At 70.0% G+C, this 16138-nt stretch carries 15 protein-coding genes and 1 riboswitch; of the genes, 7 read left to right on the forward strand and 8 right to left on the reverse strand.

The features are described from left to right. Nucleotides 1–157: 157 nt before the first annotated feature. The 3 genes from ACWEVR_RS22940 to ACWEVR_RS22950 are packed head-to-tail and all read right to left on the reverse strand — an operon-like array spanning nt 158 to nt 3907. Nucleotides 158–1201 carry an ABC transporter permease gene (locus ACWEVR_RS22940; protein ID WP_452468687.1) on the reverse strand — a complete coding sequence of 348 codons (1044 nt, stop codon included), beginning with the start codon at nt 1199–1201 and terminating at the stop codon, nt 158–160. A 16-nt stretch (nt 1202–1217) separates the two neighbouring features. After that, a complete protein-coding gene (locus ACWEVR_RS22945) occupies nt 1218–2840 on the reverse strand; it encodes an ABC transporter substrate-binding protein (RefSeq protein ID WP_452468655.1) in 1623 nt (540 codons plus the stop codon). After that, nucleotides 2837–3907, reverse strand: a complete 1071-nt coding sequence (locus tag ACWEVR_RS22950) for an LLM class flavin-dependent oxidoreductase (protein ID WP_452468656.1) — start codon at nt 3905–3907, stop codon at nt 2837–2839. The genes ACWEVR_RS22945 and ACWEVR_RS22950 overlap by 4 nt, the downstream gene beginning before the upstream one ends. Before the next feature lie 6 nt (nt 3908–3913). Further along, nucleotides 3914–4010, reverse strand: a riboswitch (SAM riboswitch). A gap of 258 nt (nt 4011–4268) precedes the next feature. Between ACWEVR_RS22950 and ACWEVR_RS22955 the strand changes: the two genes are divergently transcribed. Continuing rightward, nucleotides 4269–4976: a hypothetical protein gene (locus ACWEVR_RS22955; protein WP_452468657.1), complete on the forward strand. Its 708-nt coding sequence runs from the start codon at nt 4269–4271 to the stop codon at nt 4974–4976. Nucleotides 4977–5053: 77 nt separating this feature from the next. Here ACWEVR_RS22955 and ACWEVR_RS22960 read toward each other — a convergent pair whose 3' ends face one another. The 5 genes from ACWEVR_RS22960 to ACWEVR_RS22980 all read right to left on the reverse strand — a co-directional run bounded on the left by ACWEVR_RS22960 (nt 5054) and on the right by ACWEVR_RS22980 (nt 10251). Further along, nucleotides 5054–6226, reverse strand: a complete 1173-nt coding sequence (locus ACWEVR_RS22960) for a glycosyltransferase family 2 protein (protein ID WP_452468658.1) — start codon at nt 6224–6226, stop codon at nt 5054–5056. A 1-nt stretch (nt 6227) separates the two neighbouring features. Beyond that, on the reverse strand, nt 6228–6971 hold the full coding sequence (locus ACWEVR_RS22965) for an LppM family (lipo)protein (protein WP_067497557.1): 744 nt from the start codon (nt 6969–6971) through the stop codon (nt 6228–6230). A gap of 97 nt (nt 6972–7068) precedes the next feature. Next, nucleotides 7069–7872 (reverse strand): carotenoid biosynthesis protein, encoded by an 804-nt coding sequence (locus ACWEVR_RS22970; protein WP_452468688.1) that lies wholly within the window; start codon nt 7870–7872, stop codon nt 7069–7071. A gap of 169 nt (nt 7873–8041) precedes the next feature. Further along, on the reverse strand, nt 8042–9619 hold the full coding sequence (locus tag ACWEVR_RS22975) for a phytoene desaturase family protein (protein WP_452468659.1): 1578 nt from the start codon (nt 9617–9619) through the stop codon (nt 8042–8044). Then, a complete protein-coding gene (locus ACWEVR_RS22980; RefSeq protein WP_357152273.1) occupies nt 9616–10251 on the reverse strand; it encodes a GNAT family N-acetyltransferase in 636 nt (211 codons plus the stop codon). The genes ACWEVR_RS22975 and ACWEVR_RS22980 overlap by 4 nt, the downstream gene beginning before the upstream one ends. A 101-nt stretch (nt 10252–10352) precedes the next feature. On the opposite strand from ACWEVR_RS22980, the gene ACWEVR_RS22985 reads away from it, so the two are divergent. The 6 genes from ACWEVR_RS22985 to ACWEVR_RS23010 all read left to right on the forward strand — a co-directional run bounded on the left by ACWEVR_RS22985 (nt 10353) and on the right by ACWEVR_RS23010 (nt 16115). Next, on the forward strand, nt 10353–10802 hold the full coding sequence (locus ACWEVR_RS22985; protein WP_067497449.1) for an SAV_6107 family HEPN domain-containing protein: 450 nt from the start codon (nt 10353–10355) through the stop codon (nt 10800–10802). Nucleotides 10803–10927: 125 nt separating this feature from the next. Beyond that, nucleotides 10928–11350 (forward strand): DUF3040 domain-containing protein, encoded by a 423-nt coding sequence (locus ACWEVR_RS22990; protein WP_452468660.1) that lies wholly within the window; start codon nt 10928–10930, stop codon nt 11348–11350. Nucleotides 11351–11779: 429 nt separating this feature from the next. Continuing rightward, nucleotides 11780–12211 (forward strand): division/cell wall cluster transcriptional repressor MraZ, encoded by a 432-nt coding sequence (mraZ, locus tag ACWEVR_RS22995; protein ID WP_067497455.1) that lies wholly within the window; start codon nt 11780–11782, stop codon nt 12209–12211. A 192-nt stretch (nt 12212–12403) separates the two neighbouring features. Further along, entirely contained in the window at nt 12404–13402 is a 999-nt protein-coding gene (gene rsmH / locus ACWEVR_RS23000) for a 16S rRNA (cytosine(1402)-N(4))-methyltransferase RsmH (protein WP_439266159.1), read from the forward strand. After that, nucleotides 13399–14235, forward strand: a complete 837-nt coding sequence (locus ACWEVR_RS23005) for a hypothetical protein (protein WP_452468661.1) — start codon at nt 13399–13401, stop codon at nt 14233–14235. The genes rsmH and ACWEVR_RS23005 overlap by 4 nt, the downstream gene beginning before the upstream one ends. After that, nucleotides 14232–16115: a peptidoglycan D,D-transpeptidase FtsI family protein gene (locus ACWEVR_RS23010; protein WP_452468662.1), complete on the forward strand. Its 1884-nt coding sequence runs from the start codon at nt 14232–14234 to the stop codon at nt 16113–16115. The genes ACWEVR_RS23005 and ACWEVR_RS23010 overlap by 4 nt, the downstream gene beginning before the upstream one ends. The last annotated feature ends 23 nt before the right edge of the window (nt 16116–16138 follow it).

A 16138-nucleotide genomic window follows, 5' to 3' on the forward strand; every position in this document is an offset into this window, starting at 1 on the left:
GCCCGTCACCCTGTCGATCGGCGCGCTGCAGTATCGACATCGTCACTCCCTTCGCCCGCCGTGCGGGACAGATCGCGGCGAACCGCTCGAGCTTTCAGCTGCCGCTACGAAGCCGCAGGTGCGCCGCGCGGCACCGTGACGGCCGTGTCCGCGGAGGTCAGACATCGCGCGCCACCTTCGTGTCGGTGACGTTCGGAAGGGCGCGAGCGGCAGGCGCGGATACCGGCTCATCGATGGGTGGCGCGTCCGCCGCCTTCGCGACCCGGCCCGCGCCGGTGATCCGGGGATCGAGCAGCGGGTACAGCAGGTCGACGGCCAGGTTCACGACGACGAAGATCAGCGCCGACAACAGCACCACCCCCTGCACGACGGGGATGTCCTGATTGAGCACCGAGGTCTGGGTGAGCCGCCCGACGCCCGCCCGGGCGAACACCGACTCCACCACCACCGAACCGGCCAGCATGGTGCCAACCAGCACTCCGGCGATGGTGAAGGCGGGCACGCTCGCCAACCGCGCCACGTGCCTGCGCTGCACCCACCAGCGCGAAGCGCCCTTGGCCAGCGCCACCTCGGTGAACGGCTGGCGCCACGTCTGGGTGAGCCCGGCGGCGAGCACCTGCGCGATCACCGCGCCGATCGGGAGGGCGAGGGTCAGCGCGGGCAGGATCGTGCCGCGCAACCCCGTGCCGCCGAAGGCCGGGAACCAGCGCAGCTGAAACGAGAACAGCTGCAGCAACAACAGCCCGGTCCAGAAGGTCGGCACCGAAACACCCAGCGGCGGAAGCGCACTCAAGGTGTTGCGCAACCACGGCCGACGCGTGTAGGTGGCGGCGAACGCCAGGGCCGTTCCACCGAGCACGGCGAAAAACAATGCGAGCGAAGCCAAGCCGAGCGTGGCGGGCAGTGCGTCACCGAGCGCATCGGTGACCGGCTGTCCGGTGTTGACCGAACGGCCGAGATCACCGGTGACGGCATTACCGAGCGCGGTGACGTACTGCTCCCACAGCGGCTTGTCCAACCCGTAGCGGGCCTGCAGCTCCGCGATCGCCGCCTGGTCGACGGGGGTGCCGGAACCGGAACTGTCGGCCGCCATCGAGACCGGGTCGGCGGGCAGCAGGTACAGCACGACGAACGACACCGTGAACGCCGCCCACAGCACCCAGATCGCCTGCAGTACTCGCGAACCCACGTACCGCACGATGGGTCGCCGGATGAACTCAGTCATCGCCGTGACCGCTCAGCCAGGTGTCGAAGAACTGCAGTCGCGCCGATGCCTCGAACTTCAGGTCCTGGGTGTGGGCGGCGGCACCGATCGCCTGCGACAACTCGATCGTCGGCACGTAGAGCCCGTTGTCGAGGATCTCCCGCTGCGCGGTCGCGATGAGTGCCGCCCGTGCCGCCGGATCGTTGGTGGCCAGCTGCTGATCGAGGGCGGTGTCGAGAGCCGGAACCGGCCCGCGCACCGACAGATTGCGGCCGGTGAGGGCGAACGAGGTGCGCAGGATGTCACCGTCGGCACGGGTGGAGTTGCCGTAGACGGCGTCGTAGTCCTTGCTGTTCTGCCGGGCCGTCTGCTCCGAGAACGACACCAGGTCGAGTCGCAAATCCACGCCGACCTGCCGCAACTGCTGCTGCACCAGTTCCAGAATCGCCTGGTTGCCCGCGAACACCTGACTGAAGGTCACCCCGAAGCTCAGGCGCTCACCGCCCTTCACCCGGATACCGTCGGCGCCGGGCAGCCAGCCCGCCTGATCCAGAATCGTCTTCGCCTTCGCGGGGTCGTAGCCGAGCCGGGCCGAGAGGTCGGTATAGGCCGGGGTCGACGCGGCCAGCACTGAGGTGGCTGGTCGGAACTGTGGGCTCAGGACGGTGTCGATCAGCTGACGCCGATCCAGCGCGGGCAACAATGCCTGCCGCACCGCCGGATCACGCAGCGGCCCCCGCGTCACATTGGGGTGGAAACCGAAGACCAGGCCCGGGTTCGATGTCGAGAGCACCCGTCCGCCGACCGCCTCGATCTGCGGCGCGTCCTGCGGCAGGGCATCGCTGATCGCGTCGAGCTGGCCGGAAGCCAGACTGCCCGTGCGCACCCCCGACTCGGGCACGACGGTGAACTCGATCCGGTCGAGATAGGCCTCACCCTCGTGGGCGAAAACCTGCGAGCCCCAGTGGTATCCGGCGCGTTTGGCCAACGTCACCGAGACGTCCTGCTTGTACTCGGCATAGGTGAACGGTCCGCTGCCGATGTTGTCGCCCGCGCAGCGCGCCTCCGCCGGCTTCGCGTTGGTCGACGGGGCGAGGATACCCAGCTGCGAGGTCGAGGACGCCTGCAGGAACTGCGCGTTCGGCGCGCTGAATTCGACCCGGGCCGTGAGCTTGTCGACCACGGTGGTGCCGACGTAGTTGGCCAGGTAGCTCACACCGAGCGGCGCTTTGGCCCCACCGAGCCGGACGACGGCGTCGAAGGTGTCGCGCACCGATTCGGCGGTGAGCGGCGTGCCGTCGCTGAAGGTGACCCCGTCGGTGAGGGTGAAGGTGAAGACCTTCGCATCGGGGCTGACCTCCCAGCTGCGTGCCAGCCACGGGGTGATCGCCCCGGTCGCCGGATCCTGATCGGTGAGCGAGTCGACGATCTGCCGGGTCACGTAGATGGTCTGATTGCTCCCGGCCTGGGCGGGATCCGAGCACGACGGTGCCTGCGAGAGCCCGTAGCGCAGGGTGCCACCGGGTTGTGGGGGACCGGCTTGTCCGCCGCCGACGGTGTCACCGCCGCCGCAGGCGACCACCGTCGCGGTGGCGGCGAGAACACCGGCGAACGCGGCGATGCGATGTCGAATCACGAAACAACTCCAGCGAATTCACGGCCTGCGGCCAGGGGACGGCTCGGGATGCGGCGGCGCAACTCCGGCGCCACCTCGGCCTGGAACAGTTCGAGACTGTCCAGATAGTCGGACTCGGCTCGGCCCTCACGATCGGCGGACAGGTGGATCACCTCGTGCCCGAACTGCTCGTGGTAGCGGCCGACCTTGTCGATCACCTGCTCCGGACTGCCGACCAGGGCGGAGGAACGGGCGAGGAAATCCTCGAGGGTCTCGAAGACCACCGGGTTGCCCACCTGCCGCTGCAACGCGGTGCGGGCTTCGTAGAGCGGGCGATACACCTCGACGGCCTCCTGGGAGGTCCGCGCCACGTGCAGACCGGCCGTGCCCGCACCGACCAGGGCGTCGGCGGGGTCGCGCCCGTAGTCCACCCAGCGCTGCCGGTAGTGGCGGATCAGCTCGGCGTACGGCTCGATCGGGTGTGTGACGTTCGCCGAGAACACCGGATCACCGTGGCGCGCGGCCAGTTCCACCGATTCCCGGCTCGTCGCGCTGCCGTGCCAGATCCGCAGCTTCGGCTGCAACGGGCGCGGCAATGCTCGTGCGTCGGTGAGCGGCGGCCGGAACCGGCCCGACCACGTCACCTCGTCGCGGTCCCACAGCGCGCGCAGCAGTTCGTAACCTTCGCGGTTACGGTCCCACTGATCCTCGGTCGTCACGTGGTAGAGCTGCGCCTGGGCGGTGCCGTTGCCCTTGCCGATGATCAGCTCGAGCCGCCCGTCGGACAGGTTGTCGAGCGTGGCGTAGTCCTCGAAGGCGCGCACGGGGTCGAGCAGACTCAAGGTGGTGACCGCGGTGAACAGGGTGATCCCCGAGGTGACCGCCGCCAGGTGGCCGAGCACCACCGGGGGAGCGGCGGACAGGAACGGGTCTTCGTGCCGTTCGCCCACCGCGAACCCGTCGAAGCCCAATTCCTCGGCGCGCCTGGCCTGTTCGACGACCTCACGGAAACGGTCACGGGTGCTCGGCACGACACCGGTCACCGGATCGGGAACCCGGGTGATCAGTGTCATGAGCAGGAATTTCATCGATCTCCTCCATCGAACCCGGCAGAAGCACCCACACCCGGACAGACCGGGCGGGTTGCTGCGACGTCGTAGAGCCAGGTCTCTCAGTCGCTCTGGATGGTGCGCCCGCTACCGAAGCGTCGAGCCGGATCAGCATGTGGCACAGCTGTGATGGCGCACAACGGTAGAAATCAGCGTGAGCGCAGCGGTTGGAATCGGGTGCGGGTGCGGGCACAATCGCCGACGTCGGGCCCGGTCTACCCGCTCCGGGCCCCCGCTGTGGCGGTACGCGACGCGCCGAATACTCGGTCACTTCACCTGCGCGGATTCATCGGCTCGCCGGAGTAATCTCGGCCTTCTCAGCGTCGATGAGGAGCTCGCCGTGACTGTTGCGCGTCGTCTGACCACACTGACCTCGCTGACGGCCTGCGCCGCCGCCGTGCTGCTGGCCGCCCCCGTCGCCGCCGATCCACCGGTGCGGCCCGCTGTCACCCGCGACGCCCCGACCACACCCGCCGCGGGCCCCGGCGATCTCCTCGCCGCCTATCAGACGGTCGTCGAAACCCTCGAGACCCTCGGCATCCAGCCCTTCCTGTACCCGACGGTCGCCGCGAACTGTTCCGGTGACGGTCTCGGCCTGGTCCCGGCCGTCGCGGGTGCGGTTCCCGGCCCGTGGCCGACGAAGACCCTCCCGATTCCGGGACTCGATCTCACGGCCGTGAAATCAGGCCAGACGCTGTTCACCTTCCTCCCGTACGGCCTCGAACCGGACACGGCCGCCACCAAGACTTCCGGTATGCAGGTCGCCTGGCTCAACCTCAGCACCGGCCGGGGCGGGATGGCCTCGATGGGGACGATCGCCGACATCGTCCGGGCGATGGTGCCGCCCGAGGTTCCCGCCGAACTCCGGCCGCTCGCCGAGAACGTCATCCGCGATTTCCTGCGCACCGCGATCCCGGTCGGCGGTGTGCGCGCGGTCCCCGTCGACACCGGGAAGGGCACCGTCCTCGCCGCCGTCTTCGGTACCACCGACAACGCGGGTCGCTCGTGCTTCTTCTTCCCGACCGTCGGCATCACCGAGGTCGCCTGATCCGGTTTCCGCGAGGGCGGACAGCGCACGTTCTCCGGTGGACGCACCGGGCGGTGTGGAATTCCTGACCGCGTGGGTCAGCCGTGACGAGCGAGCGGCGTTTCCGGTGCGACGAGGGGACGCTGCTTCCAGCGCAGCCGCCCGGTGCGATGCAGGCGGTGCGAGCGGGCCCACAGGGTGAGGTAGTAGCCGATGGACACCGGATGGGCCAGTGCCGAGCCGAGGTCGGCGCCGGTGGGTGGGCGCCGGGTTTCGACGGTTCGGCCCGCGAGCCGACCGGTGACGGCGGCGAGGTAGCCGAGCATGCCCGCCCGGCGCACCCGGCCACGACCAGTGAGAACCGCCAGCGGCGGAACCCAATAGGCAAGGGCGGCAAGGACACCGATGGCCGCACCGGTGTCGACTCGGCCGCCGTAGGCCGACCACAACCAGCGGGTGTAGCCGCCGGCGAGGTCGTCGGCGCCGGAGTACATGCGGGTGCGGGCGGCGGGCCCGGCGGTGACGAGCGCGGTCCGATGACCCGCCCGGCGCAGCGCCCGCGCGAGATCGAGGTCCTCGGTGGCACTGGCCGCCACACCGGCGTGACCCCCACCCGCCCGGTACGCCGCGGCGTCGACGGCGAGGAACTGCCCGCACGCCACCGCCGTCGACGGCCGCAAGCTGTGATTGGCCGGACCAACCGGGAGCGTCGACGCCCACGACCAGGCCAGCAGCGGCTGAACCAGGTGCTCGGCGACCGAACCCGCATCCTGCGTCGGCCACGCCGACACCAAACCCGCGCCGCGCTTGCGCAATTCGGTCACCGCGGCGGCGATCGCCTGTGGTTGCAGGCGCACATCGGCGTCGACGAAGACCAGAGCCGCAGCATCGGTCCTGGCGGCCAGTCGCGCACAGGCGGCGGCCTTCCCGGTCCATCCCGGCGCCGGGTGGGCGGCCGAGCGGAGCACAGTGAATCGTTCGTCGCCGCCGATCGCGGCGAGCGCGGCCTCGTAGGTGCCGTCGGTGGAGGCGTCGTCGAGGATGAGCACCCGCAGCCGCGGCACCCCGGTCTGGGCGCGCAGGTCGGCGATGAGGTCGGGCAGCCGCTGGGCTTCGTCACGGGCGGGCACGCACACGGTGACCGGTTCGATCACTCCCGACACCTGCCGGGGCAGGGTGCGCAGGGTGGCGAGGTTGTAGGCGGCGGTGCCGGCGCCGATCGCGGCGAGACCGGTGCCCGCCCAGGTCAGGTAGCGTCCCGCCGCGCCCATGTCAGCGGCCTAGCCTGCGCTGGGTGATCTCGCGCCACATCTCCGACGGCGAGAAGTTGGGACGCGGCGCGTTCGGCGGGCGCGGGTTGCGATCGCGGTAGGCGAGACCGGCGATCATCGCGGCCACGGCCAGGGTGATGCCGCCCATGATGCCCGCCCAGCCGGCGAACGAACGGGTGTTGGGGTCGGCGTATTTGACCTCGGCACGCAGGGTCGAGGACTCGCCGGCGGGCAGCTTCCACGACACGGTGTTGTCGCCCTCGCGGGTGCCGTTGGTCTTGGCGACACGCGACGGGAACGCGATGGAGAACTGCACGTCCGACCCGTGCGGCGGCACCGACTCGAGGTCGACGCGGCCGGTGAGGCTCACCAGGTCGCCGTTGCGTTTGAACTCGAGGGTGAACATGCCCTGGGTCTGATCCGACAGACTGCCGAGCTGGCTGACCTCACCGAAGGTCAGGTCGTCGAAGAACACCTGGGTGCCGACGTAACCGTCCTGGTTGTACGGGTCGACGCGCACCTTCGCGGCCAGTGATTCGGGCGCCTTCAGCTGCGGGCCCTTGTCGTCGGGGCCTTGCGGGGCCACGGCGGCGACGATCCGTCCCGATACCCGGTCGTTGGACGACACCCCCATCGACACCTGCACCCGCAGGCATCCGGTCAGCGCGGGCACCAGCAGGGCCAGCAGAACGGCGACCGCCGCGACGCGCCGGGCGGGCCCGGAACGGCGCGAGGGGGAAGGCATGTCGGCGACGAGACTCGGCTGCACGGTTGACATCGTGCCAGGCTCGGGCCGCAGAACCCACACGACGGGCCCAACCGCCTCCCGCCACCCGCCGCGATCAGGGATTTCGCCACCGTGCGGCAGCCTGGCGAGCCAACGGGATTCCGAGTAGTCCCATCCCGGCGAAACCCCAGGCCGCCGATGCGGGAAGGCCGAGGAACACCGCGTGCGCGAGGGCCGAGCCGAGCCAGGTCCACGCGAACACCGCGACCGGCACCGCCACCGACGGATCGTGGGCGCGGGGGAGCAGCCGGTCGAGTGCGGTGAGCAGCGCCGCCATCAGCGACGCGACGAGCATCCAGCCCAGATAGTTGGTGTAGGGGATCTGTGCCAGCCCCGGCAGACCGGCGTCGGTGACCGACCACGTCCACTGCCCGTCGGCGACCATCTGCGGATCGAGAAACAGATCCCATCCCACCGCCCCGACAACGAGCAGTGCGGCACGTATGACGCCGGGCCGCCCGCCGACCCTGTGCACCCAGGCGGCGCCTCCCGCGCCATGGCCACCGGTTCTTGCCGCATCGATCCCAGCGAGCAGACCCGCGACGACCCAGATCGGATACAGGCCACCGGTCCACGCCAGCGGCACCACCAGCGGCACATCGGCAAGTGCCGGCCCGAGCCGATCCGTCGCATAGGCATAGGCGCCGTAGGGCACCCCGGTCGCCGTTCCCACGATCTCGGAGGCGAGCCCGATCCCGGAGACGATGACGAAAAAACCTGTTGCCCAACGCCACCCGCGAGTCGTCACCGCATGCAGCAGGGCCGTCGTCACCGACAACACCACCACGGCCACCGTGATCCGATCGCGCGGCGTCCCCGCGCTGAGCGGATAGGTGATCTGCGCGAGCACGAGCACCATCGCGGCGCCCGCCGGGATCGTCCGCGGACGCTGCGCACCGACCCAGCTGCGGGCGGTGTCGGCGATGCTGACCGCGCGGCCGGTATTCACGACGTCAGCCGACCGGTCGCCGCACCACACGACATGTGCGAGCATCCGGCCGGCGCACCCGGTGCCGAATCGAGCGCGGTCATCGCTTGCGCGGGAAGGGGAATCGGCGGGTGCGCCGGTCGCCGAGCACGAGGTGGGCCGCACTGCGTCCGCTGGCGCCGGACACTCCGCCGCCGGGGTGGGTCGACGCGCCCGTGAGGTACAGGCCGGGCGCGCCGGGTACCCGCTGACCCGACAGCTCCGGCAGCGGTCGCCACAGCATCATCTGGTCGAGGGACATCTCCACGTGCATGACATTGCCGCCGCGCAGGCCCATCTCCCGTTCCAGGTCCACCGGAGTCTGGACGAACCGCTGCACCACCGAATCGGCGAAACCCGGTGCGTACCTGTCGACTTCGGCGATGATCCGGTCGGCCTCCGGCCCGGCGTGCGACGACCAGTCGCTGCCGTCGGCGAGTTCGTAGGGATGCCACTGCGCCCACAGCGAGAGCTGGTGCTCGCCGGGCGGGGCGATGGTCGGGTCCAGCGCGCTGAAACTCATCGCCAGCACCACCGGGCGCGGCGGCAGCTCACCGGCCGAGGCCGCGCCGTGTGCCGCCCGCAACTGCCTGCGATCGGAAACCAAGAACTGAAGACCGTGCGCGGACTCCGCGGCCGATGCGCCGGGATAGGTGGGCAACCGGTCGGTGGCCAGGCGCACCACCATGCCGATGCCGGGACCGACCCGGATGCGGCGCTGCCAGTCGTCGAGCACCGTCTCGTCGAAACCGCCCGCGCGCAACAGGTCGAGGGTGGCGAGGATGTGCGAGCCCGCGATCACGGTGTCGGCGCGCAGCTCACGGCCCGATTCCGTGCGCACCTGCCACCCGCGCCCCGACCGCCGCAGCTCCGTGACGGCATCACCGGTGTGGACTTCACCGCCGTCGGCGCGCAGCCGCGCGATCAGCGCCGCGCTGAGCGCCCCACTTCCCCCCACGGCCCGCCCGGGCGGCAAGGTGTGCATGAGCGCGGCGAAACCGGCCATCGGCGCGGTCCCCGGTTCCGACATCGGTGGACCCGACTGCGCACCGAACCACGCCAGCGACGCCTTGAGCCGTTCTTCGTCGAACCAGTAGTCCAGCAGGGCGTCGCCGGTCTGCAGAAACTCCCGCGACAGCGCCGACCCGCCGTCGCGCGCGTCCAGCCCCCAGAACGCGCGAACCAGCCTCCCCGGCGTCGGCGGACCACCGAACGCCCGCATCACCCGCGCGCTTCGCTCACCCCACACCGCGACGAAACGCCGGTAGGCCTCGGCGTCTTTCGCCCCGCACGCCGCCGCGATCGACGCGCAGGTGGCGTCGAGATCGCGATGGAAGACGATCGGTGGGCGCACACCGTCGGACGGCGTGAACCCCCACGGATCACAGTCGAGGTAGCGCAACCCGAACCGCTCGAGCTCGAGTTCCTCGATGATCCCGGTGTGCCGGACCATGATGTGCGCCGAGGAACCGCGATCCACAAGATGGCCGGGGAACCGTTCGACCGTCGACACCGCCCCGCCGGGCACCGTGTCTCGTTCGAGCACCTGGACCCGCTGCCCGGCCCGCGCCAGATAGCAGGCGGCGACCAGCGCGTTGTGCCCCGATCCGACGACGACCGTTGTCTCGCTCCGGCTCACGCCCGTTCGCCCGCCGGTGGCATCGGCAGCCTGCGGCCGAGGATCGCGAACGGCCGGGTATCACCCGCGAAGACGAAATTGCGGATCACATCGGTGAATCCCGCGCGCCGGTACAACCGCCAGGCCCGGTTGTCCTCCTCGGGAACCTCCGGCGTCGACAGCAGCACCGCCGCCTCGGGGCGGTCGGCGAGCAACCGCTCGAGCAGCGTCGCCCCGATCCCGCGACCCTGTGCGGCCGGGTGCACATGCAGCTCGGTGAGCTCGAAGTAGTCGGCGAGCAGCTCGCGCGCGGCCGCCTCCGGCCAGCCACACCGGCGCATGCCGGTGTGTACCTGCTGATGCCACCACTGCCGCGGCGCGCCGCTGTATCCGTAGGCGATGGCGAGCAGCGGGGCGGTGCGCAGGTCGACCGCGCCCGCGTCGTCGGGCAGCACGGCGGCCACCGCCCGCCAGCCCGCCCGGGTGGTGTGCTCGTTCCACATCGGGGCACGGTGATGTTCGGTGCCGCGCGGATAGTCCATCGCGGCCACATACACCGAGAGGGCGTCGTGCAGGCGGGCCCGCAGGGCGGCGACGCTCAGGTCGACGACCACAGGTGCTGGAGTGTGGTGGTTGGGCTTGACGGCTGTCATCGCTCTCGTCGGAACTTGTCGGTGGGTGTCCCTATATTCAATCTCAATTCAAACGTTCGAATGGTTGTTCGATCTGTGCGAGGGGCGAAAGGGGGCAGCAGATGCCTGGTCACAACGATGGTCGAGCGCACGCGGGCCACGACGGCCGCGCCGGCGGGCTGCTACGACAGGCCGATGCGCTGCTCACCGACTCGGCCTGGGAGCACGAGCCGGGGGAGCGGTTCCGCACCGCCTATCTGGCCGCGCTGCGTGGCGCCGGGGCGATGATCGCGCTCACCGGCGCCGATCGCGCGCCGCGGGCTCGTTCGCGCAGCGCCTGGGTATTACTGAGACGCGCCACGCCGGAGTTCGCGATGTGGGCCGACTACTTCGAGGCGCACTCGCCGCTGCGGGCCGCCCTGGAGGCCGGATTGGACCGCACGATCACCGACACACAAGCCGACGAGTTCTGTTCGCGGGTGGGCGCGTTCCTCTACGACGTCGACGATGCGCTGGTCGCCGCCGCCAAGACACGCCCGCAGCCGAGTCGCGACCGGGACATGACCGCTTAGTTATCACCGAGTAGGTGGTACGGCCTCGATCGAACTCGTATCATGGGGAGCAGATAGCCGCCAAGGTCGGCTACCCGTCGCCTACCCGGAGGCGACCAGCCACGCCTAGTGCCGGGGGAGGTACCGTGCCACTCTCCGAGCACGAGCAGCGCATGCTCGAACAGATCGAGAGCGCTCTCTATGCTGAGGACCCGAAGTTCGCCTCGTCCGTCCGCGGCGGACGACTTCGCTCCACGTCGAGTCGACGCAGGCTCCAAGCTGCGGCGTTGTTCGCCGTCGGCCTGTTCCTGCTCGTCGCCGGCATCGCCGCTCCGTTCAAGCCGGGCGGGTTCCCGATCATCAGTCTCGTGGGCTTCATCGCCATGTTCGGCGCCGGTGTCCTCCTGATGATCGGCAGCTCGCGTCGGCCCGGTGCGGCCGACCCCCCCGGTGAACCGTCGACGGGCGCGAGCCCGTCGGGCGGGCGCGGCGGCCAGCGGCCGCGCAAGTCGGGCGGCTTCTCGGAGCGGATGGAAGACCGATTCCGCCGCAGATTCGAGCAGGAGTAGCCCTGCTCCGACCGTGAGGTCGAGCACAACGGCATAGCAAGCGGTGTCGCACCCGGTCGCGGGTGCGGCACCGCTTTCGCATGCCTTCGTCCGGGTCGGCCCGGATCGCACGCGCAGGGTGGTTCCCCCACCTTCCCCACCATCCCCCACCAGGGCAGTCTCGTACGCCGTCGAACGACAGGTCCGCCGGTGGCACCTGGGAAGTTTGCTGAACGTTGTCGGAACCGGGGATTGCCGACCCGCGCGGGTTGTCCTAACACGCGATAATCCCGAATCTCATTGATAGCTGACATGACCTGCGGAATTGTGTTGGCGGGGAGCAGGATCACCCAGGGTTTCGATTGAAAGTGGGGGAAAGTGGGGTAATGTGGGTCGCGCACTACAGGAGAGGCCGTACGGCCAGGTGATCCAGTAGGGAGGTGGCCGGGAATGTTTCTCGGTACCTACACCCCCCGATTGGACGACAAAGGGCGACTGACGTTGCCTGCGAAGTTCCGAGACGATCTGGCGGGAGGGTTGATGGTCACGAAGGGTCAAGACCACAGCCTTGCCGTGTATCCGAAAGAAGAGTTCACCGCGCTCGCCCGGCGGGCCGCGGCGGCGTCTCGAAGCAACCCGCAGGCAAGGGCTTTCGTCCGGGCACTGGCGGCCGGAACCGACGAGCAGCGTCCGGACGCACAGGGCCGGATCACGTTGTCGCCGGACCACAAACGCTATGCCGGACTCACCCGGGATTGCGTGGTGATCGGTTCGGTCGACTTCCTCGAGATATGGGACAAGCAGGCGTGGGAGTCCTACCTCGCCGAGCACGAGGAGGACTACGCGCAAGCCAGAGACGAGTCGCTGGGCGGGATCTTCTGACCCCGCAGCACGCGAGTGCTGCGAGGCCTCTGCCCGGGCGTGGACCCTGACGTACTTCCCCGACGCCAGGTGCCGCGCCCCGGTCAGAGACCTCGACGCATTCGCACTCATCCGAGTAAGCAACTCATTCCAAAAGCACTGTGTGGCAAGGCGACCCGTCTGCGACGCGAGGCAGTATCCCGGGAGGTCGAGGTGAACCATGACACCGAGAACCCCCGTCATGTGCCGGTGCTGCTCGAGCGTGCCGACGACCTGCTCGGTCCGGCACTCGACGAGCCGGGCGCGGTCTACCTCGACGCGACCCTCGGCCTCGGCGGGCACGCCGAACACTTCCTGCGCACCTACCCGAACGCGCGGCTGGTCGGACTCGACCGCGACACCAACGCGCTGAAACTGGCCGGCGAGCGCCTGGCGCCCTACGCCGACCGGATCACGCTGGTGCACACCCGCTACGACGGCATCCCCGAGGCGCTCGCCGAGGCGGGACTGGCCGAAACCGGTTCGGTGTCAGCGATTCTCATGGATCTCGGCGTGTCATCGATGCAGCTGGACGAGGCCGACCGCGGCTTCGCCTACTCCGTCGACGCGCCGCTGGACATGCGGATGGACCCCACCACCGGCATCACCGCCGCCGACGTACTCAACACCTACAGCCACGGCGATCTGGCCCGGGTGCTGAAAACCTATGGCGACGAACGGTTCGCGGGCAAGATCGCCTCGGAGGTGTTGCGCCGCCGCGCCGTCAAGCCGTTCAGCACCAGCGCCGAACTGGTCGAGGTGCTGTACGCCACCATCCCGGCCGCCGCGCGGCGCACCGGTGGGCATCCCGCCAAGCGCACGTTCCAGGCGCTGCGGGTGGAGGTCAACGGAGAACTCGATTCGCTGCGGGCCGCGCTGCCCGCGGCGCTCGACGCGTTGCGCGTGGGTGGGCGGATCTGCGTGATGTCGTACCAATCGCTCGAAGACCGGCTGGTGAAGCAGGAATTCGCGCCACGGATCGTGTCCCGGTCCCCGATGGACCTGCCGGTCGAACTGCCCGGCATGGGACCGGAGTTCAGGATGCTCACCCGCGGCGCGGAAAAGGCGACCGAGTCCGAGATCGAGGCCAACCCGAGGTCCGCTCCGGTGCGGATGCGTGCGGCCGAACGGATCACGGAGAGGTCAGGGAGGACACAGGAGGGGACACGATGAGCGTGCGGACGAGCACCGTTGCCGTGCCGGGGCGTACCGCCCGGCGCGTGCAGGCGGCCGAACGAGTGAAGTCCGGTGCCGCGCAGCGGGCCTACGCGCGCAAACGCACCCGCCAGCAGCTGCTCGACGGGATATCGCTGCCCGATCGGTCCTCGACCATGGCCGGGCGCATCCCGTTCGTCACCGCGATCATCGGCCTGCTCGGCTGCGGTCTCGCGCTCACCCTGCTGCTCACCACCCGTGCCGCCGAGGACAGCTACCTGCTCGGCGACATGCGCGCGGACAACCGAACGCTCGCCGACGAGCGGGCCGCCCTGCAGCGCGAGGTCGCGGCCGCCGACTCGGCTCCCGAACTGGCCGCGCGCGCACGGGAACTCGGCATGATCCCGGCCAAGGATCCGGCGCGTCTGGTGATCGGTCCCGGCGGGGAAGTGACCGTGATCGGCACACCGACGCCCGCCCAGGGGGCACCCGCGCCGCCGTTGAACGGGCCGTCGACGACCACACAGAACCCGGCGCCGGGTCACCAGGCGCAGGGCGAACGGGTGGTCCCGGTGCAGCCGGGCACCCCGGCCACCGACCCCGCCGCTCCGAACAACACTCCGCCCGCCGTGCTCGCGGCACCGGGTGGCCAGGCCGGAGCGTCGAACGCGCCCGTGGCACCGTCGGAGTCGCCGGTACAGGCACCGGCACCCCAACTGGTCCCCGATCGGGTGGAGGTGGCCGCGGCCCCGGCCGACACGCCGCCTCCGGCACCGGATGTCGCGCCGTTACCGGACGCGGGCCCGCCGAGCGAGACGCCGCAGATCGTCGCTCCCGAGGCAGGCCGATGAGGCAGAGCGGGCCCGCGTCGCGACAGCGACGCGGGCCGGTCTCGTCGAGGGCCCGGCGCAGCGGGTCGCTCTCGCCGGACCGGCCGATCCGGCTGCGCCTCGGCGTCGGCCGGGTCACCATGCTGGCCACCCTCGCCGTTGTCGCGCTGCAACTGCTCTACATCCAGAGCATCGCCGCACCGGGACTCTCCGCGCAGGCCGCCTCGCAGCGCACGACCAAGGAGACCGAGGCCGCCGTGCGCGGCCCGATCACCGACCGCTACGGCAACCCGTTGGCCTTCACCATCACCGCGAAAGCGCTGACGTTCCAACCGGTCCGGGTACGCCAGCAGCTCGCCGACGCGAAGAAGACCAAGGAGAACGCGCCCGACCCCGAGCAGCGCCTGAAGGACATCGCGAAGTTCGTGCACGACAAGCTCGGCGCGAGCGGCCCGAAAGAGGAAGAGCTGCTCGACAAATTGCGCAGCGACAAGCCCTTCCACTATCTGGCCCGCAATGTCGATCCCCGGATCGCCACCGAGATCACCACCAAGTACCCGGAGGTCGGTTCCGAACGCCAGGACCTGCGCGAATACCCCGGCGGTGCGCTGGCTGCCAATGTGGTCGGTGCCACCGGCTGGGACGGGCACGGCCAGATCGGCCTCGAATCGGCACTCGACTCGGTACTCGCGGGCACCGACGGTTCCCGCACCTACGACCGCGGCTCCGACGGTGCGGTGATCCCCGGCAGCTACCGCGACCAGCAGCCCGCGGTGAACGGGCACGGCGTGGAGCTCACCCTCGACGAGGACATGCAGTACTTCGTGCAGCAGCAGGTGCAGCAGGCCAAACAGCTCTCCGGCGCGGCCTCGGCCTCGGCGGTCGTGCTCGACGCCAAGACCGGCCAGGTGCTGGCCATGGCCAACGACAACACCTTCAATCCCGCACTGGGACCCCAGCACTGGGCCTCGGCGAACATGAGCAACCCGTCGGTGTCGGAGCCCTTCGAACCCGGTTCGGTGAACAAGATCGTCACCGCCGCCGCCGCGCTCGAATACGGGCTGACCAACCCCGACGAAGTACTGCAGGTGCCCGGTTCGATCCGGATGTCGGGCGTCACCGTCAACGACGCCTGGCAGCACGACGTGGCGCCCTACACCACCACGGGCATCTTCGGGAAGTCGTCCAATGTCGGCACCCTCATGCTCGCCCAACGGGTGGGGGAGGACCGCTTCGCCGACATGATCGACCGCTTCGGTCTCGGCAAGCGCACCGGCATCGGCCTGCCGGGCGAGAGCCCGGGGCAGGTACCCGCCCGCGACCAGTGGTCCGGCGGCACCTTCGCCAATCTGCCCATCGGCCAGGGCCTTTCGATGACGACGTTGCAGATGACCGGCATGTACCAGGCCATCGCCAACGACGGCTTGCGCATCCCGCCACGCATCGTGAAGGCCAGGATCGCCCCCGACAACACCCGGACCGAGGAACTGCAACCCGAGCCCGTGCGAGTGGTCAGCCCGCAGACCGCCGCCACGTTGCGCACGGTTTTCCAGGCGACCGTGCAGAAGGACCCGATGGGTGTGCAGATGGGCACCGGGCCTCAGGCCGCCGTGGAGGGCTACCAGGTGGCGGGCAAGACCGGCACCGCGCAGAAGGTCGACCCGGCCTGCCGCTGCTATTCGACCTCGTCGTTCTACATCACCTTCGCCGGGATGGCGCCCGCCGACAACCCGCGCTACGTGATCGGCATGATGCTCGACGCGCCGGTACGCAGCTCCGACGGCTCCGGTGGCGGGTCGGCCGCGCCGCTGTTCCACACCATCGCTTCCTGGGCGTTGCAGCGCGACCGGGTGCCGCCGTCGCCGGAGCCTAGGCCGCTGGTGCTGGAGGCCGGGCTCTGACGGTAACCTGACTCGTCGTCTTG

The organism is Nocardia sp. NPDC003979, assembly GCF_053605015.1.